Here is a 25,419-nt window from a genome sequence, read left to right as displayed (position 1 = left end):
GCGCTGGAAGGTCTAGGACCGCGTCCAGGGGCGGCCTGCCGGAGGGCTACCGCGCGGGAAGAGGTGACACGGGCATCGGGCGGCGACCGGAGGTCTTTGCCGGGTTCAGTCCACTTCATTGAGATTGGACTAGGACATATGCCATACAGGCTCCCTATCGTGGCCCCATGCATCCCCGGCTTGACGACGATCTCGCCCGCCTGCCCGCGCTGCTCGACGAGACGCGGGCCAGGGCCGTACGGCTTCTCGCCGGGCTCGGCCACCGGCCGGTCGCGCAGGCGCCCGCGGTCCACCGGCCCGCGCCCCTGCCGGTGGACGGTTCGGGGCTGGCGGGGGCGTTGGAGACGTTCACCCGGCGCTGGGAGCCCGGCTTCTCCGCCGGCGCCGGACCCCGGTACCTGGGATTCGTCACGGGCGGCGCGACCCCCGCCTCCCTGGCGGGCGACTGGCTGACCGGCACGCTGGACCAGAACCCCACTTCCGGCCTGGACTCCACTGCCCCCGACCTCGAACGGGAGACGGCCGCCTGGCTGCGCGAGCTGTTCGGCCTGTCCCCCGAGCACGAGGGCGCCTTCGTCAGCGGCGCGACGATGTCCAACTTCACGGGCCTGGCGATCGCCAGGGAATGGCTGGGCGAGCGGCTCGGCGTCTCGGTCGCCGAGCAGGGAGCGGCCGCGCTCGGCCCGGTCCACGTGCTCTCCGGAAGCCCCCACTCCAGCATCGGCAAGGCGCTGGCGATGCTGGGGCTGGGACGTTCGGCGATCCGCGGGGTCGACCGCCTGCCGGGCAGGGAGGCCGTCGACGTCGGCCGTCTCGCGCAGGCGCTGGAATCCCTGGACGGGACACCGGCGATCGTCGTGGCCAACGCGGGCACGGTCGACACGGTCGACTTCGACGATCTCCGCGCGCTGGCCGCCCTGCGCGAGCGCCACCCCTTCTGGCTGCACGTGGACGCGGCGTTCGGGGCTTTCGCCGCGCTCTCCCCAGAGCACGCGCACCTCACCGACGGGCTCGACGAGGCCGATTCGGTCTGCGTGGACCTGCACAAGTGGCTCAACGTCCCCTACGACAGCGCGATCCAGTTCACCCGCCGCCGGGACCTCCAGGCACGCGTCTTCCAGAACTCCGCCGCCTATCTCGGACCGCTGGGCGACGACCCCGATTTCGTGCACCTGACGCCGGAGAACTCACGGCGTCTCCGGGCGCTTCCGGCGTGGTTCACCCTCGCCGCGTACGGGCGCGACGGTCACGCGGAGATCGTGCGGCGCGACATCGCCCTCGCCGCCCGGCTCGGGGAACGGATCGCCGCCATGCCCGCGTACCGCCTGCTCGCCCCCGTCCGGCTCAACGTGGTCTGCTTCACCCTCGCCTCCTCCCCCGAGCGCGTCGGGGAGCTGACCTCGGCGATCACCGAATCCGGCGAGGCGTTCCTCACCCGGACCGTCTACGACGGCGTGCCCGCGCTGCGCGCCGCCTTCTGCAACTGGCGCACCACCGAAGCCGACGTCGAGCGTGTCGCGAAGGCGCTGGAAAGGTCCGCGCTCCAGGGACCGCCCGGCCGGTCATGAGCGGGAGCGGCCGGGTTTCGCCCCCGGTCACGCCGGCACGCGGAAGGCCCGGCGGTAGGCCGAGGGCGAGGTGCGCATCGCCCTGGTGAAGTGATGGCGGAAGGTCACCGGACTGTCGAAGCCGACCGAGAGCGCGACCTCCTCGATCGGGGCGGCCGTGGACTCCAGCACCGCCAGGCTGGCCGCGATCCGCTGGGCGATCACCCAGCGCAGCGGGCTGGTGCCGGTCTGGCGGGCGAAGTGCCTGATGAAGGTCCGCTGCGACATGTGGGCGACCTTGGCCAGCCCGGCCACCGTGATCGGCTCGGCCAGATGGTCCAGCGCCCAGGCCATCGCGGTGGCCACCGCGTCGCCGTCCTCCACAGGGGTGACCGCCGCCTGGATGAACTGCGCCTGCCCGCCCTCCCGGTGCGGCGGGATGACCAGCCTGCGCGCGACCGAGTTGGCCACGCCCGGCCCGTGGTCCTTCCGGACCAGATGGACCAGCAGGTCCAGCCCGGCCGCGCTGCCCGCGCTGGTCAGCACGTCGTCACCGTCCACGTAGAGCACATCCGGGTTGACCCTGACCCGCGGAAACCGGTGTTGCAGCAGCTCGGCGTACTTCCAGTGGGTGGTCGCCTCCCGGCCGTCCAGCAGCCCGGCCTCGGCCAGCGCGAACGCCCCCGAACAGATCGACACGATCCTCGCCCCCCGGGCGTGCGCCGCCCGCAGCGCCGCGACCAGTTCCGGCGACACCCTGCCGGACACGTCCGCCACCCCGGGCACGATCACCGTGTCCGCCCCGGCCACGGCTCCGAGCCCGTACTCGGCGCGCATCGTGAACCCCCCGACGATCCGCAGGTCGGCGGGGGTCTCGGCGCAGACCCTGAGCTCGTACCAGGGCACGTCCAGCTCGGGCCGGGGGATACCGAAGATCTCCACGACACAGCCCAGCTCGAACGGCGACATGCCGTCGAAGGCGAGCACGGACACGGCGTGGTGGGCGGCGCGGAGCTCCGGCGGCGGGATCAGCATGGCGAGATCTTAGCGATACGGGACATTCACGCCACTGTTGGGCCGCAGGCCGGGACCGGCACCATTTGTCCTGTCACCTTGTCCCGTCGCCCTGTCCCGTCACCGCCGAACACGATCGAAAGGCCATCGAGATGACCGTCACCATCGCAGCCCCCTCCGCCGTCACGGCGGTCCCCGCCGCCGGCAACGCCGCCGCGCTCGACCACTTCGCCGGCCGTCTGGCGTTCGAGACCGACGTGTCCGACGTGGCCGCCGACCTCGCCGCCAAGGCTCCGGGAATCATCGTGGTCGACTCGCGCAACCTGGAGAGCTGGGAGCAGGGCCACGTCAGGGGGGCCGTACACCTGCCCACCGCCGAGATCGCCGCCCGTGCCGCCGACGTGATCCCGGCGGGCGCGACCGTGGTGACCTACTGCTGGGGGCCCGGCTGCAACGGCGCCACCCGCGCCGCCCTGGAGTTCGCCAAGCTCGGCTACCCGGTCAAGGAGATGATCGGCGGCTTCGAGTACTGGGTGCGCGAGGGCTTCACGACCGAGACCTCGGCCGGGGTCTCCCGGCGCGGGATCGACCCGCTGACCGCCCCGGCCTCCGGCATCGCCTGCGCCTGCTGAGCGCCCGGCCGCCGGCCGGGTCATCGACGAGCTGATCCGCGAACTCCTGTCCGGCGTCGGGGGAACGGCCGGATCTCCACGGTCGAGATGCGCCGGCGGGTTGGACACGCCGTCCGCGCCGGAGGCTCGGCGGTCGCAGTGGCTGGCAGCGCTTGGGCCGAGGGCATGCGTCAGCCGCGGATCGTCGCGGTGAAGATGCGGGCAAGCTGATGATCGATCAAGGCCACAGCCTCTTCGGGAGTCCGCTGTCCGAGCAGGACGGTTGCCTGGATCCCGTCGGCGCCCGCCACCAGGAACGTGGCCTCGGCCGCGGCGTCGACGTCCCGTGACACCTGGCCGAGCTCCTGACCTTGCGCGATCAGCCCTGCGACCAGGTTCTCCAGCGCGTGCGGCGCGGCGCGGGCGACCTTGCCCAGGACGGGATCGGCCAGGAAGCGGACGAAGTAGGCGGCGTACACCAGGTGCCGGTTGCGCCGTTCCGCATCCAGCGGGAGCAGCTCCAGCAGCACTCCCCGTACGACCGCGTGCATGCCGGGCGCTCCGCCGAGCGTCGCGAGGCGTTCGCGGGCCCGCTGTTCGGCGTCGTCGTTGAGGATCTCCAGCGCGCCGAGCAGCAGCTCGTCGCGGGTGCCGAAGTAGTACTGCAGCAGCCGGGCCGAGACCCCGGCCTCGGTGGCGACCTGTCTCAAGGTGACGTCCTCCAGGCCACCGCGGGCGGCCAGGCGCCAGACGGCTTCTGCGATCTGGCGGCGGCGCCGGTCGTGGTCCACCTGTCTTGGCATGTCGTCCGCTCCCCGCGACTCGTCTGTGGTGCGATCGTACCAAGACGGATGTTATGGTTCGATCGCACCATAAAAATACGGCGGGCGTGCCCGTACCCGCCGTCACGGCCGTTCGAGGGCGACGGGAGAAGGAGCGCACATGAAGCACGTCACCGTGTCGATCATCGGCATGCTGCTGCTGCTGGTCCTGGGAGCACAGGGCGCCATCCGGCTGCTGGCCGACCACGACAACGCCGGGCTGCTCGCCTGGCTGCCCGGCGGGTTCGCGGTGTGGCTGGCCTGTTATGCGGTGGCCGCCGTCGCCGGAGCGCTCCTGGCCGGCTGGGGCGGCAAGAAGACCAGGCGGGGCAGCCACGGGCAGTGACCGGTCGCACACGAGTGGCGGCCGGGATCCTCGCCGCGCCGGCGAGCGTGCCGGTGCTCGCGGCGGGCGCTCTCCCTGCGCAGGCCGGCGATATCTCCGGCCTGCCGGTGCTTCCAGCCCTTCTTGTGCCGCAGCGCTCGGCGGGCCCTTCCGGCCCGCCGCCGTCCTCCGGCGGGCAGGCGCTCACCCCGGGTCCGGCAGGCCCATCGACGCGAGCCTGGCCGGGGCGATCACGATCGCGATCTCTGCGATCCGGCCGTCGACGACGGTGAACGCGATGACCGAGAGCGGGGCCCCGTCCTCGCGCCAGGACACGATCCCGGGAAGGCCGTTGACGAGCACCGCTCGCCCCCGCGCGGCTGCGCCGGCGGACAGCCGCGCGCCGGCGGCGACCTCGGTGGCGCCGAGGGTGACGACCACACCGCCGGGGGTGTCGACGGTCAGCCTCACCTCGGGGTCGAGCACGCGCAGCAGCCCCTCGAAATCGCCGCCGCGGGCCGCCGCCAGGAAGGCCTGGACCACCTCCCGCTGCTCCCGGCCAACAGCCGCCGGCCGCCCGGTCTCCCGCACCTTCCTGCGGGCCCGGCTGGCGAGCATCTTGGCGGCGTCGGTGGACCTGCCGAGGATCTGGCCGATCTCGTCGAACGGCACCGCGAACAGGTCGTGCAGCACGAACGCCAGCCGCTCACCCGGCCCGAGCGACTCCAGGACGACCAGGAGCGCGAGCCCCACCGAGTCGGCGAGCGCCACGTCGTCCTCCGGCGCGGGGCCGTCGTCGAGCGTCACGACGAGCTCGGGCAGCCGGTCGTCGTAGGACGCCTCGGGGTGGGCCTGGCGCGATCGCAGGACGTCCAGGCTGATCCGGCCGACCACCGTGGTCAGCCAGCCGGCGAGGTTGTGGATGGTCGCCGCGTCCTGGCGGGAGAGCCGCAGCCAGGCCTCCTGGACCGCGTCCTCGGCGTCGGCGTGCGACCCGAGCATGCGGTAGGCGACCGCGCGCAGCCGGCCGCGCTGGGCCTCGAACGCCTCGGCCACCGAGTCCGTCGAGCTGGTGTCGGACATGTTGTTACCTTCCTCGGATCCGCTCCGTCATAGGTGATGACGGGCCCGGACGGGCACAGGTAACCGATGAAGGAGCAGGACCGATGGAAGCACGTACGAAGAGCCCGGCGAACGCCGACGTGATGACGGCGATCCAGGGCCTTTACAAGGCCATGTACTCCGGCGGCGTCGACCCGCGCGTGCAGGAGCTGGTCCACCTGCGGGCCAGCCAGATCAACGGCTGCAGCCCGTGCGTGTTCGCCGGGATCGCGTCGGCCAAGAAGCACGGAGAGACCGACGAGCGGCTGCACAACGTGGTCACGTGGCGCGAGACGCCCTTCTTCAGCGAGGGAGAGCGGGCAGCGCTCGCGCTGACCGAGGCCGCGACCCGGATCCAGGACGGCGCGCCGGGCGTCACCGACGAGATCTGGGAGGCCGCCGCCACCCACTTCGACGAGAAGCAGCTGTCGGCGATCACCCTGAACATCGCGCTGACCAACTTCTTCAACCGGATCAACCACACGATCCGGGAGCAGGCCGGCAAGACCTGGTGAGCCGGGCGGGACGCCATCCCTTGATCACCCGGAGGCCGCGCCTCCCCGCGATCAGGGATGGCGTCCGGCGACCGAGACGCCGAGAGCGCGAGCCGGACGCCCCTGAAGGGGGTGGCCATCAGTCGGGGGCGATGGGAGCGAACACCGCGGTGATGTGCCGGCGGTTCGCCTGCGCGAGATCACCGGCCGGCACGATCTCCGACTGTCGGTGATGAAGCGCCTCGCACCTGATCTGTTGTCGGTGCTGCCGTGTAGCGTGCGGCCGGTGGACGAGACATCGAGAACGCGAGAGGTCGTGCGCGTTTACATTGACAGCGCCGAACAGCGCGACTGGCCACGGCTCGGCGATCTGCTGACCGAAGACATGGTGTACGAGATGCCGCAGACCCGTGAGCGGATCCGCGGCAGGTCGGCTTTCATCCAGTTCAACAGGGAATACCCCGGGGACTGGCATCTCCGGGTGCGTCGCATCGTCGCCGACGGCCGCCATGCGGCGGCGTGGATCGACGCACGCGTCGGTACCGAGCACCAAGACGCCTGTGTGTGGTTCGAGCTCTCCGACGACGGGCTGATCACTCGGGTCGTCGACTACTGGCCGGAGTCGTATGATCCGCCGTCGGGCCGCGAGCATCTGGTGGAGCGTTGGTAGGGCCGCCCCCCGAATGACGCCCCGGGTGGGACCGCTCATATCCGGCCCACGGGTGCCGGTCTTGTCGCACCGCGACAGCTTCGACGTGTCACCGCCCGTCCCGCCGACGAGAGACACCGTCAAGAACCGTGCGATGAGCCGCCCGACCGTTGATGAGCCGGGTCTCACCATGGACCCGAAGCCGGCCGCCCGCCGCGCCGCCCCGAGATGCTCCCCTCCGGTCGGCGGATGAGCCGAACGCCGGAGCGGGGAAACGGCACCTGGCCGCTTCCCCACCCTGACCTGCTATTTTCCGCCTGGAGGCGGCTGTCTTCAGCTGCAGCCGCTGGTGGAGCCGCAGCCCTCGCAGACGTAGCAGCTACCGGCGGGCCGCATCTTGGTGCCGCAGGTCATGCAGAGCGGCGCGTCGGCGGTGCGGCCCTGGTGGGACTCCAGGGAGCCGCCCCGCTCCGGCGCGGCCACGGCCACGGCCTCCGGGCGGGGCTGGGGCTGGGGCTGCTCGATCGGCGCCGAGGTGGCCAGCTCGGCGATGACCTCGTCGGTGTGGATCGGGGCCGGGTCCTCCCCGCGCTGCTGGGCGGCGCGCTCGGAGGCGGAGAAGATGCCGAGGGCGGCCCGGTCGTCGTAGGGCAGGTGGTCCAGGGCCAGACGGCGGAAGATGTAGTCCATCACCGAGGCGGCCATGCGGATGTCCGGGTCGTCGGTCATGCCGGCCGGGTCGAAGCGCATGTTGACGAACTTGCTGACGTAGGTCTCCAGCGGCACGCCGTACTGCAGGCCGATGGAGATGGCCACGGAGAAGGCGTCCATCACGCCGGCGAGGGTGGAGCCCTGCTTGGACATCTTCAGGAAGACCTCGCCGAGACCGTCGTCGGGGTAGGACGAGGCGGTCATGTAGCCCTTGGCGCCCCCCACGGTGAAGCGGGTGGTGGTGCTGGGGCGCTGGTTCGGCATCCGCCGCCGGGTCGGGCGGCTGATCTCCACGACCTGGATCTCCGGCTCGGCGGCCTTCTCCTCGGCCTTCTTGTCGCTCTTCTTGCCCGCGACCGAGAGCGGCTGGCCGACCTTGCAGTTGTCGCGGTAGACGGCCAGGGCCTTCAGCCCGAGCTTCCAGCCTTCCATGTAGACCTGCTCGATGTCCTCGACCGTCGCCGCCTCGGGCAGGTTGACCGTCTTGGAGATGGCGCCGGACAGGAACGGCTGGGCGGCGGCCATCATGCGCACGTGCCCCATCGGGGCGATCGCCCGCTCGCCCATCGCGCAGTCGAACACCTCGTAGTGCTCGGGCTTGAGACCGGGGGCGTCCACGACGTGGCTGTTGGCCGCGATGTATTCGACGATCGCCTCGACCTGCTCCTCGGGGTAGCCCAGCTGCCGCAGCGCGCGCGGGATCGTCTGGTTGACGATCTGCATGGAGCCGCCGCCGACGAGCTTCTTGAACTTGACCAGGGCCAGGTCGGGCTCGATTCCGGTGGTGTCGCAGTCCATCATCAGGCCGATGGTGCCGGTCGGGGCGAGCAGCGAGGCCTGGGCGTTGCGGTAGCCGTTCCTCTCCCCCAGCTTGAGGCACTCGGTCCACTGGCGGGAGGCCTCGGCGTGGATGGCCTTGTCCATGGCGTCCAGCGTGCGCAGGTCGTCGTTCGCGGCGGCGTGCTTGCGCATGACGCGCTTGTGCGCGTCGGCGTTGCGCGCGTAGCCGTCGTACGGTCCGACGACCGCGGCCAGTTCGGCGCTGCGGCGGTAGGAGGCGCCGGTCATCAGCGAGGTGACGGCGCCGGCGATGGCCCGGCCGCCCTCGGAGTCGTAGGCGTGGCCGGTGGCCATGAGCAGCGCGCCGAGGTTGGCGTAGCCGATGCCGAGCTGGCGGTAGGCGCGGGTGGTCTGGTCGATCTTCTCCGTCGGGAAGTCGGCGAAGGTGATGGAGACGTCCATCGCGGTGATGATCAGCTCGGTGATCTTCACGAAGCTCTCGATGTCGAAGGAGTTGTCGTCCTTCAGGAACTTCATCAGGTTGATGCTGGCCAGGTTGCACGAGGAGTTGTCCAGGTGCAGGTACTCCGAGCACGGGTTGCTGGCGGTGATGCGGCCCGTCTCCGGGCTGGTGTGCCAGTCGTTGATCGTGTCGTCGTACTGGACACCGGGGTCGGCGCACTCCCACGCGGCCGTCGCCATCTTGCGGAACAGCCGCCCGGCGTCGACCTTCTCGATGACCTCGCCGGTGAGCCGGGCCCGCAGGCCGAACTCCTCGCCCTTCTCCACCGCGCGCATGAACTCGTCGGAGACGCGCACGGAGTTGTTGGCGTTCTGGTACTGGACGGAGACGATGTCCTTGCCGCCGAGGTCCATGTCGAACCCGGCGTCGCGCAGCGCGCGGACCTTGTCCTCCTCGCGCGCCTTGGTCTCGATGAACTCCTCGATGTCGGGGTGGTCCACGTCCAGGACGACCATCTTGGCCGCGCGGCGGGTCGCGCCACCGGACTTGATGGTGCCCGCGGAGGCGTCCGCGCCGCGCATGAAGGAGACCGGGCCGCTGGCCGTGCCGCCGCTGGAGAGCAGCTCCTTCGACGAGCGGATCCGGGAGAGGTTCACGCCGGAGCCCGAACCGCCCTTGAAGATCACACCCTCTTCCTTGTACCAGTCGAGGATGGACTCCATCTGGTCGTCGACGGCCAGGATGAAACAGGCGCTGACCTGCTGCGGCGAGGCGGTGCCCACGTTGAACCAGACGGGCGAGTTGAAGCTGAAGACCTGGTTGACCAGAGCGTGCTTGAGCTCGTGGTCGAAGATCTCGGCGTCCTCGTCGCCTGCGAAGTAGCCGTGCTCGACGGCGGTCCTGGTGTAGACGCCCACCACCCGGTCGATGAGCTGCTTCAGGCTCCACTCGCGCTGCGGGGTGCCGACCGCGCCGCGGAAGTATTTGGTGGTCACGATGTTGGCCGCGTTGACCGACCAGGAAACGGGGAACTCGACGTCCCGCTGCTCGAAGTTGATCGAGCCGTCCCGCCAGTTGGTCATCACGACGTCACGGCGCTCCCAGCGCACCTCGTCATAGGGATGCACTCCCGGCGTGGTGAAGACGCGCTTCATCTTCAAACCCTTGCGCAACCGCTTGCCCCCACGCGCGGCCGCGCCACCGATCGTCTCCGTCATGACTTCCCCCTTCCGGGGCTCCGTAGAGCCCTCGAGTCGGACCACATCAACGCGCCGCTCTGTCCCCCGGCGCCCGGGGTATGAATCAGTCCTGCTCGACGGAGCGTTCCGCCCGCAGCTGCTTGATCTCTGTTTCGAAATCGGCCAGGGTCTCGAAGCTCCGGTAGACCGAGGCGAACCGCAGGTAGGCCACCTCGTCCAGCTCGCGGAGCGGCCCCAGGATCGCCAGCCCGACCTCATGGGCCGCGATCTCCGCCGCTCCCGTGGCCCGGATGCTCTCCTCCACCCGCTGCCCCAGCTGGGCCAGCGAGTCCTCGCTGACCGGGCGCCCCTGGCACGCCCGCCGGACACCGGCGATCACCTTGTCCCTGAAGAACGGCTCGGTCACCCCGCTGCGCTTGCTCACCATGAGAAGAACCGTCTCCTGCGTGGTGAACCTGCGCCCGCACTCCGGGCATGTGCGCCTGCGGCGGATGGCTCCGCCGTCTTCGGTGGACCGGCTGTCGATGACCCGCGTATCAGGATGACGACAGAACGGACAGTGCACGCGTGTCGCCCCCTTGAACCGGCAAGTGGCCCACCTTCTCGTGCATTCCACGGCGTCCGCGCCAGACGCTTGCGCACGCCCCTCGAATAGTCGAGATGCGGTAATGGAAACACAATCTATGGTGAAGACCACCGATGAAGCCACTAGATGTTGTGGTCCAACGGTAGGAGGGTCGGCCCATGAACGCAAGTTGAAAGGACCCCGTCAGACGAAGTCGCTGATCAGCGCGTCACATTCGAACGAGCCGGGCGTGTCGCCCCCGCGGCGGCCCCTCAGGGGGCGGAACCTTCCGGCAGGTAGAGCCGGGTCCCGGGCCGGATCACGGAGTCGGACAGGCCGTTGAGATCCATGATCCGGCGGATCACCGCAGCGGGATCCCCGCCCTCCGTCACGGAGTCCGCGATCTCCCACAGCGTGTCACCCCCGCGCACCACGACCCACGACAGGCCCTCACGGCCCCCGCCCTCGAGCGCCGAGGCCGCGTCGATGCGCGCGCCGACCCAGAGCGCCCCCAACGTGACCAGCGTGAGCGCCGCCACCACCACGATCCTGCCCCGCCTGGTGAGCCGGAGCGGCCGGCCAGGATATCGGACGTCTCCCACGGCCCCGGGGCGCCGGGCGGGCGGGCGCCCGGCCCTCCCTGTCGTCACGGTCGTCTTCACGATGGCCCCCCAGCCCCTCGACCTGGCCGAACACATGTCGAAGAAAGATCGGCGAATCGAACACGGTGTCGATCGAACTCCCGTACGATGTTGTACACCACGTCACCGCTGATTTCGAGAATGACTCGAACAATTGTTTGAATACGATCTTCAACGGCGGTACGGTCGCTGTGTGCGACGCGAGAAATACAGACCGGGAGGCGAGGAGATCGTATGAGCGAACATGACGAGAACGTTTCGGCCGTCAGCGACCTGGCAGTGCGCAGGCGTGACTCTCTTGGCCTCACCCCCAGGCAGCGGAAGATCCTTGAGGTGATCCGCGACTCGGTGCAGCAGCGCGGCTATCCGCCCTCCATGCGAGAGATCGGCGAGGCGGTGCAGCTCACCAGCACCTCCAGCGTGTCGCACCAGCTGACGGCGTTGCAGCGCAAGGGCTACCTGCGCCGCGATCCGCACCGTCCCCGCGCGCTCGAGGTGCGCCTTCCCGGCGAGCCGGTGCTGTGGGTGGATCCCGAGTCCCGTGACGACGAGACCCCGATCAGCCGCCCGACCGCGGCCTACGTGCCGCTGGTCGGCCGGATCGCCGCCGGCGGCCCCATCCTCGCCGAGGAGAGCATCGAGGACGTCTTCGCCCTCCCCAAGCAGCTTGTCGGCGAGGGGACGCTCTTCCTGCTCCAGGTGACCGGCGACTCGATGATCGAGGCCGCCATCGCCAACGGCGACTGGGTGGTCGTCCGGCAGCAGCCCGTGGCGGACAACGGCGACGTGGTCGCCGCGATGATCGACGGCGAGGCCACGGTCAAGACCTTCAAGCGCAAGGACGGCCACGTCTGGCTCGTCCCGCACAACCCGAACTACGACCCGATCCCCGGCGACGAGGCCACCGTCCTGGGCAAGGTCGTGGCGGTTCTGCGCAAGCTCTGAGACAGCGCGCCGGAGGAGCGGGACCCCCACGGTCGGGGCCCCGCTCCTCGTCGGGCGTCTCGGCGGCGACCGCCCGCCACCACGGGACCGTCTCCGGAGGCCGTACGGCGAGGCCTTCCCCCTCAACCGGTCCCGCTCCTCCACTGCCCCGGCCTTGAACAGAATGGCATGCATTTTTCTCCCTTATCGGAGGCGCCGGAGATGCGCTGATTCTGTTTTCAGCTCGAAATAAGCTACAAGTGGCGAAATTTCGGCAATTGATATGGTCGGCGATCTGTTCTTGGATCGCGAGACGTTCTACGCTCGCTCCCCACAGAGCGCGGCGGCCCGTGCCGTCCTCTCAGGGATGGAAGCGTGGGAGACCTCCGGACGCCCGCCTCGACACCGAGGAGCGTCCTCATGCCTCGCCGTCCCCTCGAACCGGCAGCCGACCGGGCAACCCTGCTCCGCTCCGGCCCGTTCCACCAGGCCCTGCGTGTCTGCATCCGGGAGAGCGGCCTGTCGCTCGACCGCATCCGGTCCCGCCTGGCCCAGCGCGGGCTGACGGTCGCGCTGTCCACCCTGAGCGACTGGCAGCGGGGGCACCGGCGCCCCGGCGGTGAGCAGTCCCCGCTGGTCGTCACGGCCCTGGAGGAGATCCTCCGGCTTCCCGGCGGCTCCCTCACCCGTCTTCTCGACCACAGGCCGGGGCTGGATGAGCGCTCCGGCGCCCTCGGCGAGCTGCTGGACGCGCTGCCGGGCTCCCGCGACCAGGACGCCGTCATCATCACCCAGCAGCAGAAAGTGCTGATCGACGCGGCACGGCGGTGCGAGTCGGTGTGGACCCACACGCTGGTCAGGGCCCGGCGCGACGGCATGGACCGATATGTGATCAGGTCGTTCGTCGACCCCGGCACCGATCTCGACGGCTGCGAGATCCGCGCTCTGGAGAACTGCAGGGTCGGCACCATCCTGCGGCACCACGCGCGGGGGGTGATGGTCGCCGAGCTGCTCTTCGACCACGCCCTCCGGGCCGGCGACACCTGGGTCTTCGAGTGGGAGAGCTTCGGCAGGTCGACACGGCCGTGTGTCGACCACGGCCACGGCTTCCGGCAGCCGGTCGGGCACTTCCTCGTCCAGGTGCGGTTCGACCCCGCGGCCCTCCCGGCCGAATGCCATTCCTACGTCAGGTCCGGACCGGACGCGAAGCCGTGCCGGACCGGTGTCCTGGTGCCCAACGCCCACCACACCGTCCACCTGGCCGCCTCCGACGTGGTCTCCGGAGTGCTGGGCATCGCCTGGCGCTGGCCGTAAACCTCTCTTCCCGCGATTGGGCCCCCCGAAATTTCGCACCATTGACGGCGCGTGCGCGCGTGATTACGTTCACCTCAAATTGACAGTAAAGTTTCCTGTTAATTAACCCCCCAGTCCTAGCGCGTAGAGGCGGCGGCCCATGGCGAATCGACATGTCCTGAAACTCCTAGCCGCGGTGGGGGTGATGCTTCTCCCCCTGGGAGCGGTCGTCGCGACGGCCCCCGGCGCTTCCGCGGCCGTGACCGTGCCGGTGCGGGCCAACGCGGGCGGGTCCGCGCTCACCGACGCCGCGGGTGACCAGTGGGTCGCTGACAAGGCCTACTCCAGCGGCGACTGGGGCTACCAGACCACTTACGGGAGCGGCTCGACCGGCGGTGCGATCGCCGGGACGACCGACGACTCCCTCTACCAGAACTACAACACCTTCAACGGCTGGGGCGGCTACCGCTTCGACGTCGCGAACGGCACCTACCAGGTGACGCTGAAGATGGTCGAGGACTGGGCCAACGCGGCCGGTCAGCGTAAGTTCGACGTCCGCGTCGAAGGCGTCAACGCCCTGACCGCCTTCGACATCTTCGCCTCCTGCGGCGCGCTCACCGCCTGTGACCGGACCTTCCCCGCGACGGTCAGCGACGGCGCGCTCAACGTCGAGTTCAACATGAACGGCGGCGCCAACTACGCGACGGTCTCCGCCATCTCGGTGACCGGCGGCGGCGGAGGCGGCGACACCACACCGCCCAGCGTCCCCGGCAACCTGCGCTCCACCGCCACCTCCTCCTCCAGCGTCTCCCTCGCCTGGAACGCCTCCACCGACAACGTCGCCGTCACCGGCTACGAGATCTACCGAGGCACCACCCTCGTCACCACCGTCACCGGAACCACCCACACCGACACCGGCCTGACCCCCGCCACCGCCTACACCTACACCGTCCGCGCCCGCGACGCCGCCGGGAACCGCTCCACCGCCAGCAGCCARCTCAACGTCACCACCCAGGACGGCGGCGGAGGCGGCGGCAACAAGCTGCTGGGCTACTTCACCCAGTGGGGCATCTACCAGCGGGCCTACCACGTCAAGAACATCGTCACCAGCGGCTCGGCCGCCAAGCTCACCCATATCAACTACGCCTTCGGCAACGTGCAGAACGGCCAGTGCACGCTGGGCGACACCTACGCCGACTACGACCGCTTCTACCAGGCCGGTGAGAGCGTGGACGGCGTCGCCGACACCTGGGACAACGGCGCGCTCCGCGGCAACTTCAACCAGCTCCGCAAGCTGAAGAAGCAGTTCCCGAACATCAAGGTGCTGTTCTCCTTCGGCGGCTGGACCTGGTCGGGCGGCTTCGGCCAGGCGGCGGCCAACCCCGCGGCCTTCGCCGAGTCCTGCTACCGCCTGGTCGAGGACCCGCGCTGGGCGGACGTGTTCGACGGCATCGACATCGACTGGGAGTACCCGAACGCCTGTGGTCTCACCTGTGACACCAGCGGCTTCTCCTCCTTCAAGAACCTGATGTCGGCACTGCGCTCCCGCTTCGGCTCCAACTACCTGGTCACCGCCGCCATCACCGCCGACGCCACCTCCGGCGGCAAGATCGACGCGGCCGACTACGGCGGCGCCGCCCAGTACCTCGACTGGTACAACGTCATGACCTACGACTTCTTCGGCGCCTGGGCCGCCCAGGGCCCGACCGCGCCGCACTCGCCGCTGAACACCTACAGCGGCATCCCCATCACCGGTTTCGACTCCGACTCCGCCATCCAGAAGCTCAAGAGCAAGGGGGTGCCGGCGAGCAAGCTGCTGCTGGGCATCGGCTTCTACGGCCGCGGCTGGACCGGTGTGACCCAGGCGGCCCCGGGTGGCACCGCCACCGGCGCCGCCCCGGGCACCTATGAGGCCGGCAACGAGGACTACAAGGTCCTCAAGACCCGCTGCCCGGCGACCGGCACGGTGGCGGGCACGGCCTACGCCCACTGCGGCAACCAGTGGTGGAGCTACGACACCCCCGCGACCATCGGGGGCAAGATGAGCTACTCGAAGAACCAGGGCCTGGGAGGGGCCTTCTTCTGGGAACTCACCGGAGACACCTCCAACGGTGAGCTGATCAGCGCGATGAAGAGCGGCCTGGGCTAGAAGATCACTGAAAATCCTGCTGGTGAAGGGGCGCCTCGATGCCGAGACGCCCCTTCACCGCCATGTGCTGGAAGGGACGATCACCCTGGCGCCGTCGCTGCGAGTCGGTCCGAGGCCGACCGACCGACGGCGATCAGCCGGCATCGCCGGTCGGCGCGCCGAAGCGGCTGCGGCCGACGGCGATCTACTCGCGCACGCCCGCCAGCTCCAGCGGTCGGCGGCGAAGGGCGAGCCGAGCGGGAAGAAGACTGGACAGCAGAGCGAGGAACAGGCAGACCGCCACGCTCACGCCTACAGTGCTCCACGGCAGGGAGAACGGGATCGGCGCCTGCCCGTCGAGAATGCCGTTATTGATCAACCAGAGCGTTCCCGTCTGGGTGGCGGCGGTGACGATCAGACCGAGCGCCGTGGCGGTCGCCACCACCACGACCGTCTCCGCGCCCACCATCCGCAGCACCTGACGCCGGGTGCCGCCGGTCAACTGCAGGGTGGCGAAGTCACGCAACCGGTCTCCCGTCGACATGATCATGGTGTTCACGATCGCGATCAGTGCGTAGAGCAATGCCGGACCCAGGATCGCGACCAGGGTGAGTGTCTGCTGGTGGTCGCTGGTGGCCGTGCGGGGGTCAGTCCAGTTCTCGATCGGGGTGACGACGGTGCCTGCCGGGGCGGGCGCGGGAGGGGCCGACAGGTAAGCGCGAGCGGGCTGGGCGTGGCCGGACACCGCCGCGTACGACAACAGGACCTCGGGCACGTTGAACGTTGGCTTGAAGGTGGCGGCCAGCTGGAGCGTGGCCGAGGCGCCATCGGGCAGCCGGGTGCGCAGTTGCTCTCCGACCTCCCAGCGGAAGGCGCGGGCCAGGTCACTGGACACGGCGACCGTACGGCCACGCAGGTCCGCCAGCGATCCTGTCACGGTGTCGAGGTGCCACGCCGTTCCGGGGTCGCCGTCGATGGAGAGCGCGGCGAAGGGGGTCGACGCGGAGCCCAGGCCGTTGATGCTCGTGGACACGACTGCCGTCGTCCGTACGCCGGGCAGGTCGCCCAGTGCCCGCATGACCGAGGCGGACAGGGCAGGGCCGTCGACGGGTTCGATGACGTACCGCGCGGTGGATGTCGTATGGCTCTGTGCGTCTCTGGCCGCGGTGAAGGCCAGTGTGCCGCCCACAACGGATCCGCTCAGCCCGATCACCAGGAACACCGGGGTGGCGGTGGAGACCGTACGACGTACGGCGGCCAGCGCGTTCTGCCTGGCCAACAAGATGGCGGCACCCGGAAGGACCGGCAGTGGGAGCGTGAACAGCCGCACCAGCGGGGGTATCAGCAGCGGGGTGAGCAGGGTGAACCCGACAATGGCCAGCAGGTCCAACTCCAGCGAGAACGTCGCCATGGCGTCGGGCCCGCGCATCCCCGGGTCGAGCAGCATGTAGTCGGGCACGGACATCCGCGAGTAGACGGCGATCACCGCCGCGACCAGGAAGAACAGGAACCACAGCCACCGCCCCCTGGTCATGACCTTCCGGTCCACCACGGCGTCGCCGAGCGCTTCGGCGGGCCGGACTCCGCTCGCGCGGCGGGAGGCGGCGAAGGATCCGGCCAGGGCGACCGCCACGCCCGCCAGGGCGGCGAGGAGTAGCGGCGTCGGGGAGGTGGAGGGAGCGAAGCCACCGGGCGCCAGCCCCTGGGCCGTCAACCACGCGGCCATGGCGGGGGCCATGATCAGGCCCAGTAGGCAACCCGCGACTGCGGACAGCAGTCCGATGACCAGTGACTCCGCGAGGATGAGCAGCCGGACCTGCCGGGGGGTGGCTCCGATGGCCCGTAGCAGGGCCGTCTCATGGCGGCGCTGGGCGACCGCGAAGGCGAAGGTTCCGGCCACCACGAAAATAGCTACGAATCCCCCCATACCCGCCATGAACTGCAGAATCTTGGCCAGGGACGGACCCTGCGGGTCGGTGTTGTCCGGCACGTTGATCACGAGCGCCCCAACGGCGCTGATCAGGGCAACGCCCAGAGTGAGCGCGACGAAGGCTCCGGCGAAACCGGTCCAGCGTCTACGCAGGGTCGCCGCGGCGACCGGTAGTAGCGTTATCACGCGGCTGTCTCCAGGCGGGTCATCCGCTCGGCGATCGCCTGCGCGGAGGGCCTGGTCAGTTCATCGACCACCCGGCCGTCGGCCAGGAACAGCACCGTGTCGGCGTACGCGGCGGCCACCGGGTCATGGGTGACCATGATGGTGCTCTGCCCCTGCTGGTCAACCAGGGTGCGCAGCAGGCGCAGCACCTCACGGCCACTGCTGCTGTCGAGCGCTCCGGTGGGCTCGTCGGCGAAGAGCACCCGAGGCTTGGTGATCAGCGCCCGAGCGATGGCGACCCGCTGCTGCTGGCCGCCCGACAACTGCGAGGGCAGGTGTCGCCCACGCTCGGCCAGGCCGACCTGCGCGAGCGACTCGCGCACTTGGGCGGCGGCCGGCCTGCGACCGGCCAGTCGCAGCGGAAGGCCTACATTCTGCTCGGCGCTCAGCGCGCTGAGCAGGTTGAACGCCTGAAAAACGAAGCCGACCCGCTCTCTGCGCAAGGCGGTGAGTTTGGCCTCCGACAGCGGACCGAGCTCCACCCCGTCCACGATCACCTGCCCGGAATCCGGCCGGTCCAGCCCCGCCGCGCACTGCAGCAGGGTGCTCTTTCCCGAACCTGATGGTCCCATGACGGCGGTGAACGTACCTCGGCGGAAGGCCACGCTCACCTCACGCAGCGCGGTCACCTCGGTGGAGCCATGTCCATATGTCCGAGCCACCCGGTCAAGCTGAACTGCTACATGTTGATTAGGATCCATTTAATACACAATTACGGATAACCGGTTCGTGGACCAAATCATGGTTCATCCCAGGGGAAACCTGACTCAGCGGGAGCAGCTTCCGGACCCCGGGGAGGTGTGATCAGCAGGGTCAGGCGGTGCGGGGTACAGGGCCGCGCCGGTGATGACGGCTTGGACGACGCGGTCGGACTGGTGAGAGCGGGTGGAGCGCCGGCCTTTCAGCCGCGCCGTTCCCGGAGCAGCTCCACGACGGCGGTTATGTCCGAGTCGCTCCAGCCGCGTCCGGCGGCTTCCTCGTAGCGCTGCTCGACCAGCCGGGCGATCGGCAGCCGGAGCCCCTTCGACTCCGCGACCTCGGCGATGAGCCGCACGTCCTTGGCGCCGAGCCGCGTGGCGAACCATCCTCGGTGGTCACCGTGGAGGATGTCGTCGAGCCGGTTGTGCAGGGCGGGCGCGACGGTCGGCCACCGCAGGAGGAGGTCCCCCAGCATCGCCTCGTCGAGACCGGCAGCCTGGCCTGCGGCGACCGCCTCGGCGACGACGGCGACACCCGACATGAGCAGATAGTTGTTCAGAAGCTTGTAGGTCAGAGCGCTCCCGAGGTCGTCCCCGCAGTACCACTGGACGGCGAACAGGTCCTGCCAGACGGGTCCCAGCCGGTCCACGAGACCGCGTCCACCCCCCAGCAGGCCCGTGGCCTGCCCGTCGACGACCGCCTGCGGTCCTCCGATGATGGGCGCGGCCACGAACCGGCCCCCCGGCGCCAACCCTGCCAGCGCGCGGGACGTGTCCGGGGAGACGGTGCTCATGTCGGCGACGACCGGCGCGCCGGGACCAGAGCCTGGCTCAGTGCCGGAATCCGGGCCGGGCCCAGTGGCGGGACCAGAGCCTGGCTCAGTGCCGGGATCCGGGCCGGGCCCAGTGGCGGGATCAGTGCCGGGATCAGGGCTGGGATCCGGGCCGGGCCCAGTGCCGGGCTCGGCCAATCGGGCCATGACCTCACGGACCGCCCGATCGTCGGCGAGCGACATCAGCACCGCGTCGGCATCCCGCGTGGCCTCCGCCGGCGAGGACGCCTCGGCGGCGCCGGCGTCGATCACCTCGGACGCCTTGCCCGGCGTCCGGTTCCAGACCCTGACCGCATGACCGCGGCCGAGCAGCCGCAGGGCCACTGCCCGCCCCATGCTGCCCATGCCGAGCACCGATACCCGCATGCCTCATCCCCCTGTCAGGCATGGTCTTCCTCCTCCGGTCACCGCCTACGCGGGGAAGGCCGGAAAAGGCCTGAAAGGCGAGGAAGCCTTTAAACGGTGCCGGCGAGGGCCGGCAGGCGGTGGCACCGGCCGCGGTCCGGGCAGGCCCCGGACCGCGGCCCGCCTCACCTCGCCGGGCCTCCCTGTGCGAGGTGCCGCAGGTATTCGCTCCGGTTGAGCGGGTTGCCGTCCGACCGCGCGCGCACCGGGACCGGCCCGAGGACCCGCCGATCCCCCGATGGCCGCGACCACCAGACCCCTTCTCCACGGGACAGTCCGGGCAGTCGCCGCTCGAACTCGCGCACCTGACGCGCGGGGATCTCTCCCTTGACCGACCATGTCTCCATATCTCCGGAGGACTCCCTGATGTCGGCTCCCAGGGCTGCGAGCTGGGCGGTGGCGGCGCTGAGCCCGTCAGGGGGGACCTCCAGTTCGAAGGCGTGGCAGGGTTCGTAGACCCGGGTCCCGGCGATGTCCAGGGCGCGCATCAGGACCAGGGGCGTGAGGTCGCGGAAGTCACCGGCCGTGCTGACCGGGGCCGCATAGCCCGTCCGGGTCAGGGTGACGAGGCAGTCGGTCACCGCCCAGCCGTGCAGCCCCTGCTCCAGGGTGCGGCGCACGGTGTCCTCGATCGCCCGGTGGAAGGGACGCGGCAGCGAACCGAGCTCGACCTCCCGCCTGAAGGTGATTCCCGGCCCGGTCGCGGGTTCGACCCGCAGCCCGACGGTCGCGAAGAAGCCGTCGGGCCCCGGGCCCATCTCCTCGCAGGCCTCCCCGATCCCCACCGGCCGTTCCAGGTGGACCGTACGGCTCTGCTCGAACACGGCCTCGACGCCGAACTCGTGGAGGAGGGTCTCCGCGATGACGTCCTTCTGCACCTCGCCGTAGAGCAGGACGGAGGTCCCCTCCCCGGGGACGGCGCGCGTGTGGATCAGCGGGTCCCGGTCGGCGAGGTTCACGAGCGCGGCGTGCAGCCGCGCGGCCTGCCCGGCCTGCTTCGGCCGGGCGAGGGTCTCCAGGGTGGGCGGCGCGAAGTGCGACCGGCCGGCGAGCCCGCGCGCCGAGCCGACCTGGTCGCCGACCCGGATGCGGGACAGACCCCACACCTTCGCGATGTCGCCCGCCACCGGGTGACGGGCCTCCCCGCGCACCGGCCCGATGACGTGGAGTGCGGTGATCTGTTCGCTGTTCTCGCTGACGCCGCCGCCCGCCTCCAGCCGGTAGGAGGTGATCCGCTGCCGCGCGCGCAGCTCACCGGAGTGCATCCGCAGGTAGGCGACCTTCTCGCCGGCGCCGCCGCGTTCGATGGCGAAGACCGTGCCCCGGGGATCGTCGTCTCCGGTGCCCTGCGCCGGCGGGAGCAGCTGTGAGATCCCGTCGACGAGCGCCTCGACGCCCTGGCCGGTCAGGGCCGAGCCGAAGAACACCGGGTGGAGCAGTCCGGCGGCGGTCTGGGCGCGCACCTCCGCCAGGATGCGGCCGGCGGTGGGGACCGAGCCGGCGACGAGCTCGGCGAGCAGCGTGTCGTCGCTCTCCGCGAGGATCTCCGCCACCCGGGAGCGGGAGTCCGATCCGTCCAGGGAGATCGGGACGGTCCGCGCGGACGGGGAGCCGGCCTGCCGGACCGCGTTCATGGGGACGATCTGCGGTGACAGCTTCCGCCGGATGTCGGCCAGCATCTCCTCGTGGCGGGCGCCGGCACGGTCGATCTTGTTGACGAAGACCAGGGTCGGCAGACGCATCTTCCGCAGGGTCTTCATCAGGACGCGGGTCTGCGCCTGTACGCCCTCCACGGCCGACAGGACCAGGACGGCGCCGTCGAGCACGCCGAGCGCCCGTTCGACCTCGGAGATGAAGTCGGAGTGCCCGGGGGTGTCGATCAGGTTGACCTGTGAGGCGCCGACGGTGAAGGAGGCGACCGCGGAGCGGATCGTGATGCCGCGCCGCCGTTCGATGTCGCCCGTGTCGGTCTGGGTGCTGCCGGCGTCGACGCTGCCGAGCCGGTCGATGGTGCCGGTGTCGAACAGCAGTCGCTCAGTGAGACTGGTCTTGCCCGCGTCGACATGGGCGAGGATGCCGATGTTGAGGGTGTGCATGGGTGCTGGATGCCTCGAAAACTCTCGTCCGGATAGGGCGCTGTGAGATTCCGAAGGCTCGCCGCATCGCATGCTCCTGGTGGTGACCGGTCTGTCGCCGCCATCATCGCATCGATGGGCCCGGTGTTCGAGGCAATAAATCCGGCCCGCTCCTGCGCGGGCCGGCGAGCGGCCGGTGGGCTCGCTGGACGGCCGCCCGCCACACCTGCCGGGAAGCGGACGGCCCGTGACGGCCGCCCGCCGTACCGGCCGGGACTCGGGTGGGTCCGCGGGCCGCGGACGGCTCCGCGGCGACCGCGGCTCGGGGCGCCCGCCGTACGGGCGCCCCGGAGAACCGCTACGGGACGATGTTGACCAGCTTGGGCGCGCGGACGATGACCTTGCGCGGAGCCCCGGACAGGAAGGACTGGACCTTCTCCGAGGCGAGTGCCAGGCCCTCCAGGTCGGCGTCGGAGATCTCCGGGGAGACCTCCAGCCGGTCCCGGACCTTGCCGGCGACCTGGACGACGCAGGTGACGGAGTCCTGGACCAGCAGGGCGGCCTGGGCCACCGGCCAACCGGCCGTGGCGACCGAGGCGGGGTGTCCCAGACGCTCCCAACCCTCCTCCGCGGCGTACGGCGCGACCAGGGACAGCATGACCGCCAGGGTCTCGGCGGCCTCGCGGACGGCCGGGTCGGCGGCACCGGGTCCGGAGTCGATGGCCTTGCGGGCCGCGCTCGTCAGCTCCATCATCCGGGCCACCGCGACGTTGAACCGGTGCGAGTCGACCAGCTTGGTGACCTCGTCGATGGTCCGGTGGACGACCTTGCGCAGATCGAGGTCGCCGGTGGCGAAGTCCACGCCGGGGGCGGAGGCCGCACCGGCCTCGGCCATGACGCGGAACGCGCGGGCCAGGAACTTCTGCGAGGCGGCCGGGGAGACGTCGGCCCAGTCGATGTCGTCCTCCGGCGGGCCGGCGAATATCACCGTCAGCCGGACCGCGTCCACGCCGTAGGAGTCGATCTGCTCGCCCAGGTCCACGCCGTTGCCCAGCGACTTGGACATCGCCTTGCCCTGGTTGATCACCTGCCCCTGGTTCAGCAGGCGGGTGAAGGGCTCGGTGAAGTCGACCATGCCCATGTCGTGCAGGACCTTGGTGAAGAACCGCGAGTACAGCAGGTGGAGCACCGCGTGCTCGACGCCGCCGACGTACTGGTCGATGGGCCCCCACTGGCGCAGCTTCTCCACGTCGAACGGGCCGCCCTCGTAGGCCGGGTCCACGTAGCGCAGGAAGTACCAGGAGGAGTCGACGAAGGTGTCCATCGTGTCGGTGTCGCGCCGGGCGGGGCCGCCGCACTTGGGGCAGGAGACGTTGACCCAGTCGTCGGCCGACGCCAGCGGGGAGACGCCCTTGGGGGCCAGGGCCTCGCCGCGGAGGTCGGGCAGGGTGACGGGCAGCTGGTCGTCCGGGACGGGGACCTCGCCGCAGTCGACGCAGTGGATGATCGGGATCGGGCAGCCCCAGAAGCGCTGGCGGGACAGCAGCCAGTCGCGCAGGCGGAAGTTGACCGTCGCCTTGCCGGTGCCGCGCTCGGCCAGCACCCCGATGATCTCCCGGATCGCGTCGGCCTTGGACAGGCCGTCCAGCGGGCCGGAGTTGACCAGGGAACCCTCGCCCGCGGTGGCGATCCCGGTCTCGCCCGGGTCGGCCAGGCCGGTGTGGACCACGACCCGCACCGGCAGGCCGAAGGCGCGGGCGAAGTCCAGGTCGCGCTGGTCGTGCGCGGGGACCGCCATGATGGCGCCGTGGCCGTAGTCGGACAGCACGTAGTCGGCCGCCCAGACCGGCATGCGCTCGCCGTTGACCGGGTTGATCGCGTAACGGCCCAGGAAGACGCCGCTCTTCTCCTTGTCGGTGGAGAGCCGGTCGATGTCGGACAGCTTGGACACCTCGGCGCGGTAGGCCTCGAAGGCCTCGCGCTGGCCGTCCGTCACGATCTCCTCGGCCAGCGCCGCGTCCGGGGCGACCACGAAGAAGGTCGCGCCGTACAGGGTGTCGGGGCGGGTGGTGTAGACGGTGACCGGCTCGTCGCGGCCCTCGATGACGAAGTCGACGTCGGCGCCCTCGGACCTGCCGATCCAGTTGCGCTGCATGGTCAGCACGCGCTCCGGCCAGCCGCCCTCCAGCTGGGCCATGTCGTCCAGCAGGCGGTCGGCGTAGTCAGTGATCTTGAAGTACCACTGGGTCAGCTCGCGGCGGACGACCTCGGCGCCGCAGCGCTCGCACCTGCCGTCCTTGACCTGCTCGTTGGCCAGCACGGTCTGGTCATTGGGGCACCAGTTGACCAGACCGCCCTTGCGGTAGGCCAGGCCGCGCTCGAAGAAGCGGATGAACAGCCACTGGGTCCACTTGTAGTACTCGGGGTCGCTGGTGTGCAGGCGGCGGGACCAGTCGAAGGAGATCCCGTAGCGCTTGATGGAGTGGGCCTGGGTCTCGATGTTGGCGTAGGTCCACTCGGCCGGGTGCGCGTTGCGCTTGATCGCGGCGTTCTCGGCGGGCAGGCCGAAGGAGTCCCAGCCGATCGGGTGCAGCACGTTGTAGCCGCGCTGGACCCAGTAGCGCGAGAAGACGTCGCCGATGCCGAACGCCTCGGCGTGGCCCATGTGCAGGTCACCGGAGGGGTAGGAGAACATGTCGAGCATGTAGCGCCGCTCACGCGTGTCGGCGGGGTCGTCGGAGGCCCGGAACGGGTCGAGCTCCTCCCATCGCCGCTGCCACTTGACCTGCAGTGCCTGCGGGTCGTAGTGCTGCTCGTCGCTCTGCATGTCGGCTCGCTCGCTCACGTCAATCTTCCCTCGGTATACGTCTGCGCAGATGATCTGACCCATCCGACCCAATAGAAAAACCCTCCGCTCACGCGAAGGGCAGCCGCATCGGCGGGCGTCTAGCGCCGGGAGGGCCGATGCGGCCAGATAAGCAGCAGGGCCGCGGCACGCATATTCCAAGACTATCGCAGTCCGCAAGCCCTATTCATAGGACGGGGAACAAGCCCGATCACGGCAAACCGGGGACACCGGCACCGGAGGGTCAGCACAATAGGAGGCTCGTGCGTCTGGGGCAGATCAGGACTCGATGGTGATACGTCCGTTGTGACCTCACTTGTCCCGCCAGTTTACTCTTTCACCGTGGCACACTCAGTCGAGCCGGGGCAGGGCCCGGATCCTTCGGAGGTCGGCCTGCCGATGCAGGATCCGCCAACCGACCCCACCGGACTCCAGTTCAGAGGGGCGTTCTCCAGTTTCCCTGCGAACCCCCCCGTCTCACGTGAGACCATGCCCAATACCCATAATTCGGGCACTCGCCCGGGAGGTAAGGAAGCCATGGCCTCGGAGCAGTCCAGCCAGTCCCACCTGCCTCCGGCATGGCCGGAGGCAGCAGAGCCGCCGCCCGCCTGGGCGAAGGACTCTTCCGGAACCAGCCCCCGCCTCCCCCTTCCCCAGGAGGAGCCCGCGGGAGACGGCGCCTCCTGGCAGGCCAGCGTCCCGGGCAACGGTTCCTGGCAACAGGCCTTCGGGACGGCGACTCCCGGCTCCCAGCCTCAGTCGCCGCAGACCTCCGGCCCGCACGCGGGCGGCGACTCCTGGCAGGCCGCCGCGCCGCCGCAGGAGCAGCCCGGCGCCTGGCCGCCCGCTTCACCGGCCGAGAACGGCGGGTGGCCCGCGACGCAGGCCACCGACAACGGTGGATGGGGTACGGCGCCTGCCGCCGGAGGCGGCGGATGGGACGTGGCCAAGAGCACCGACAACGGTGGATGGGGTACGGCAGCGCAGAGCTCCGGCAACGGTGGATGGGGTACGGCCTCGGAGGACGGCGGGCGGAACGCCGCCGCACCGGCCGAGAACGGCGGGTGGCCCGCGACGCAGGCCGAGGCGCCGAGCCATGAGCACTCCTCCCCCTCCTGGACGAACCCGCCCGGCGGAAACCC

At 70.3% G+C, this 25,419-nt stretch carries 19 protein-coding genes and 1 pseudogene; 9 read left to right on the top strand and 11 right to left on the bottom strand.

Annotated features, from left to right (window positions below; genetic code table 11):
• The first annotated feature begins 167 nt into the window (after nt 1-167).
• Nucleotides 168-1,568 carry a pyridoxal phosphate-dependent decarboxylase family protein gene (locus CA984_RS26165; RefSeq protein WP_086576197.1) on the top strand — a complete coding sequence of 467 codons (1,401 nt, stop codon included), beginning with the start codon at nt 168-170 and terminating at the stop codon, nt 1,566-1,568.
• 27 nt (nt 1,569-1,595) lie between these two features.
• Here CA984_RS26165 and CA984_RS26160 read toward each other — a convergent pair whose 3' ends face one another.
• A complete protein-coding gene (locus CA984_RS26160) occupies nt 1,596-2,582 on the bottom strand; it encodes a helix-turn-helix domain-containing protein (protein WP_086576196.1) in 987 nt (328 codons plus the stop codon).
• A 131-nt stretch (nt 2,583-2,713) separates the two neighbouring features.
• Here CA984_RS26160 and CA984_RS26155 point away from each other — a divergent pair, with 131 nt between their 5' ends.
• Nucleotides 2,714-3,193 carry a rhodanese-like domain-containing protein gene (locus CA984_RS26155; protein WP_086576195.1) on the top strand — a complete coding sequence of 160 codons (480 nt, stop codon included), beginning with the start codon at nt 2,714-2,716 and terminating at the stop codon, nt 3,191-3,193.
• A 170-nt stretch (nt 3,194-3,363) separates the two neighbouring features.
• Here CA984_RS26155 and CA984_RS26150 read toward each other — a convergent pair whose 3' ends face one another.
• Entirely contained in the window at nt 3,364-3,975 is a 612-nt protein-coding gene (locus CA984_RS26150; protein ID WP_086576194.1) for a TetR/AcrR family transcriptional regulator, read from the bottom strand.
• A 139-nt stretch (nt 3,976-4,114) separates the two neighbouring features.
• On the opposite strand from CA984_RS26150, the gene CA984_RS26145 reads away from it, so the two are divergent.
• Nucleotides 4,115-4,339, top strand: coding sequence for a hypothetical protein (locus tag CA984_RS26145; protein WP_086576193.1), 225 nt, complete (start codon nt 4,115-4,117; stop codon nt 4,337-4,339).
• Nucleotides 4,340-4,522: 183 nt separating this feature from the next.
• Here CA984_RS26145 and CA984_RS26140 read toward each other — a convergent pair whose 3' ends face one another.
• Complete coding sequence (locus CA984_RS26140) at nt 4,523-5,401, bottom strand: sigma-70 family RNA polymerase sigma factor (RefSeq protein ID WP_086576192.1); 879 nt, start codon at nt 5,399-5,401, stop codon at nt 4,523-4,525.
• Between the two features lie 83 nt (nt 5,402-5,484).
• Here CA984_RS26140 and CA984_RS26135 point away from each other — a divergent pair, with 83 nt between their 5' ends.
• Nucleotides 5,485-5,934, top strand: coding sequence for a carboxymuconolactone decarboxylase family protein (locus tag CA984_RS26135; RefSeq protein ID WP_086576191.1), 450 nt, complete (start codon nt 5,485-5,487; stop codon nt 5,932-5,934).
• 154 nt (nt 5,935-6,088) lie between these two features.
• Nucleotides 6,089-6,583 carry a nuclear transport factor 2 family protein gene (locus CA984_RS26130; RefSeq protein WP_242676173.1) on the top strand — a complete coding sequence of 165 codons (495 nt, stop codon included), beginning with the start codon at nt 6,089-6,091 and terminating at the stop codon, nt 6,581-6,583.
• A 312-nt stretch (nt 6,584-6,895) separates the two neighbouring features.
• On the opposite strand, the gene CA984_RS26125 is transcribed toward CA984_RS26130, so the two are convergent.
• The 3 genes from CA984_RS26125 to CA984_RS26115 form a co-directional block, all read right to left on the bottom strand.
• Nucleotides 6,896-9,733 carry a vitamin B12-dependent ribonucleotide reductase gene (locus CA984_RS26125; RefSeq protein WP_086576190.1) on the bottom strand — a complete coding sequence of 946 codons (2,838 nt, stop codon included), beginning with the start codon at nt 9,731-9,733 and terminating at the stop codon, nt 6,896-6,898.
• Between the two features lie 85 nt (nt 9,734-9,818).
• Nucleotides 9,819-10,280 (bottom strand): transcriptional regulator NrdR, encoded by a 462-nt coding sequence (gene nrdR, locus CA984_RS26120; RefSeq protein WP_031165180.1) that lies wholly within the window; start codon nt 10,278-10,280, stop codon nt 9,819-9,821.
• Nucleotides 10,281-10,552: 272 nt separating this feature from the next.
• Complete coding sequence (locus CA984_RS26115) at nt 10,553-10,930, bottom strand: LysM peptidoglycan-binding domain-containing protein (RefSeq protein ID WP_165781411.1); 378 nt, start codon at nt 10,928-10,930, stop codon at nt 10,553-10,555.
• A gap of 225 nt (nt 10,931-11,155) precedes the next feature.
• On the opposite strand from CA984_RS26115, the gene lexA reads away from it, so the two are divergent.
• From lexA to CA984_RS26100, 3 genes are all read left to right on the top strand, one after another.
• Nucleotides 11,156-11,866, top strand: a complete 711-nt coding sequence (lexA, locus tag CA984_RS26110) for a transcriptional repressor LexA (protein ID WP_086576188.1) — start codon at nt 11,156-11,158, stop codon at nt 11,864-11,866.
• Nucleotides 11,867-12,265: 399 nt separating this feature from the next.
• Nucleotides 12,266-13,159 carry a hypothetical protein gene (locus tag CA984_RS26105; protein ID WP_086576187.1) on the top strand — a complete coding sequence of 298 codons (894 nt, stop codon included), beginning with the start codon at nt 12,266-12,268 and terminating at the stop codon, nt 13,157-13,159.
• Nucleotides 13,160-13,298: 139 nt separating this feature from the next.
• The gene (locus tag CA984_RS26100; RefSeq protein ID WP_086576186.1) at nt 13,299-15,287 is read left to right on the top strand and encodes a glycosyl hydrolase family 18 protein; all 1,989 of its coding nucleotides are present in this window, start codon (nt 13,299-13,301) and stop codon (nt 15,285-15,287) included.
• A gap of 184 nt (nt 15,288-15,471) precedes the next feature.
• Here CA984_RS26100 and CA984_RS26095 read toward each other — a convergent pair whose 3' ends face one another.
• From CA984_RS26095 to leuS, 5 genes are all read right to left on the bottom strand, one after another.
• On the bottom strand, nt 15,472-17,382 hold the full coding sequence (locus tag CA984_RS26095; protein WP_086576185.1) for an ABC transporter permease: 1,911 nt from the start codon (nt 17,380-17,382) through the stop codon (nt 15,472-15,474).
• Nucleotides 17,379-18,083, bottom strand: coding sequence for an ABC transporter ATP-binding protein (locus tag CA984_RS26090; protein WP_479725535.1), 705 nt, complete (start codon nt 18,081-18,083; stop codon nt 17,379-17,381). Before CA984_RS26090 ends, CA984_RS26095 begins: the two co-directional genes overlap by 4 nt.
• Before the next feature lie 239 nt (nt 18,084-18,322).
• Nucleotides 18,323-19,318: an NAD(P)-binding domain-containing protein gene (locus CA984_RS26085; RefSeq protein ID WP_086576183.1), complete on the bottom strand. Its 996-nt coding sequence runs from the start codon at nt 19,316-19,318 to the stop codon at nt 18,323-18,325.
• Between the two features lie 164 nt (nt 19,319-19,482).
• Nucleotides 19,483-21,453 (bottom strand): tetracycline resistance ribosomal protection protein Otr(A), encoded by a 1,971-nt coding sequence (otr(A), locus tag CA984_RS26080; RefSeq protein WP_086576182.1) that lies wholly within the window; start codon nt 21,451-21,453, stop codon nt 19,483-19,485.
• Nucleotides 21,454-21,790: 337 nt separating this feature from the next.
• Complete coding sequence (leuS, locus tag CA984_RS26075; protein WP_086576198.1) at nt 21,791-24,259, bottom strand: leucine--tRNA ligase; 2,469 nt, start codon at nt 24,257-24,259, stop codon at nt 21,791-21,793.
• A 555-nt stretch (nt 24,260-24,814) separates the two neighbouring features.
• Here leuS and CA984_RS26070 point away from each other — a divergent pair.
• Nucleotides 24,815-25,419, top strand: a pseudogene (locus tag CA984_RS26070) (hypothetical protein); the annotation flags it as partial.

Source organism: Streptosporangium minutum (assembly GCF_002149035.1).
GTDB classification, from domain to species: domain Bacteria; phylum Actinomycetota; class Actinomycetes; order Streptosporangiales; family Streptosporangiaceae; genus Streptosporangium; species Streptosporangium minutum.
Note: the sequence above shows the minus strand (reverse complement) of the source record. Positions and strands in the feature narration are given on the sequence as shown.

Excerpts from the sequence above, each read along its gene's own strand:
- CA984_RS26165 (WP_086576197.1), top strand. The coding sequence starts at position 168 with ATGCATCCCCGGCTTGACGACGATCTCGCCCGCCTGCCCGCGCTGCTC.
- CA984_RS26160 (WP_086576196.1), bottom strand. The coding sequence starts at position 2,582 with ATGCTGATCCCGCCGCCGGAGCTCCGCGCCGCCCACCACGCCGTGTCC.
- CA984_RS26155 (WP_086576195.1), top strand. The coding sequence starts at position 2,714 with ATGACCGTCACCATCGCAGCCCCCTCCGCCGTCACGGCGGTCCCCGCC.
- CA984_RS26150 (WP_086576194.1), bottom strand. The coding sequence starts at position 3,975 with ATGCCAAGACAGGTGGACCACGACCGGCGCCGCCGCCAGATCGCAGAA.
- CA984_RS26145 (WP_086576193.1), top strand. The coding sequence starts at position 4,115 with ATGAAGCACGTCACCGTGTCGATCATCGGCATGCTGCTGCTGCTGGTC.
- CA984_RS26140 (WP_086576192.1), bottom strand. The coding sequence starts at position 5,401 with ATGTCCGACACCAGCTCGACGGACTCGGTGGCCGAGGCGTTCGAGGCC.
- CA984_RS26135 (WP_086576191.1), top strand. The coding sequence starts at position 5,485 with ATGGAAGCACGTACGAAGAGCCCGGCGAACGCCGACGTGATGACGGCG.
- CA984_RS26125 (WP_086576190.1), bottom strand. The coding sequence starts at position 9,733 with ATGACGGAGACGATCGGTGGCGCGGCCGCGCGTGGGGGCAAGCGGTTG.
- lexA (WP_086576188.1), top strand. The coding sequence starts at position 11,156 with ATGAGCGAACATGACGAGAACGTTTCGGCCGTCAGCGACCTGGCAGTG.
- CA984_RS26105 (WP_086576187.1), top strand. The coding sequence starts at position 12,266 with ATGCCTCGCCGTCCCCTCGAACCGGCAGCCGACCGGGCAACCCTGCTC.
- CA984_RS26085 (WP_086576183.1), bottom strand. The coding sequence starts at position 19,318 with ATGCGGGTATCGGTGCTCGGCATGGGCAGCATGGGGCGGGCAGTGGCC.
- leuS (WP_086576198.1), bottom strand. The coding sequence starts at position 24,259 with ATGCAGAGCGACGAGCAGCACTACGACCCGCAGGCACTGCAGGTCAAG.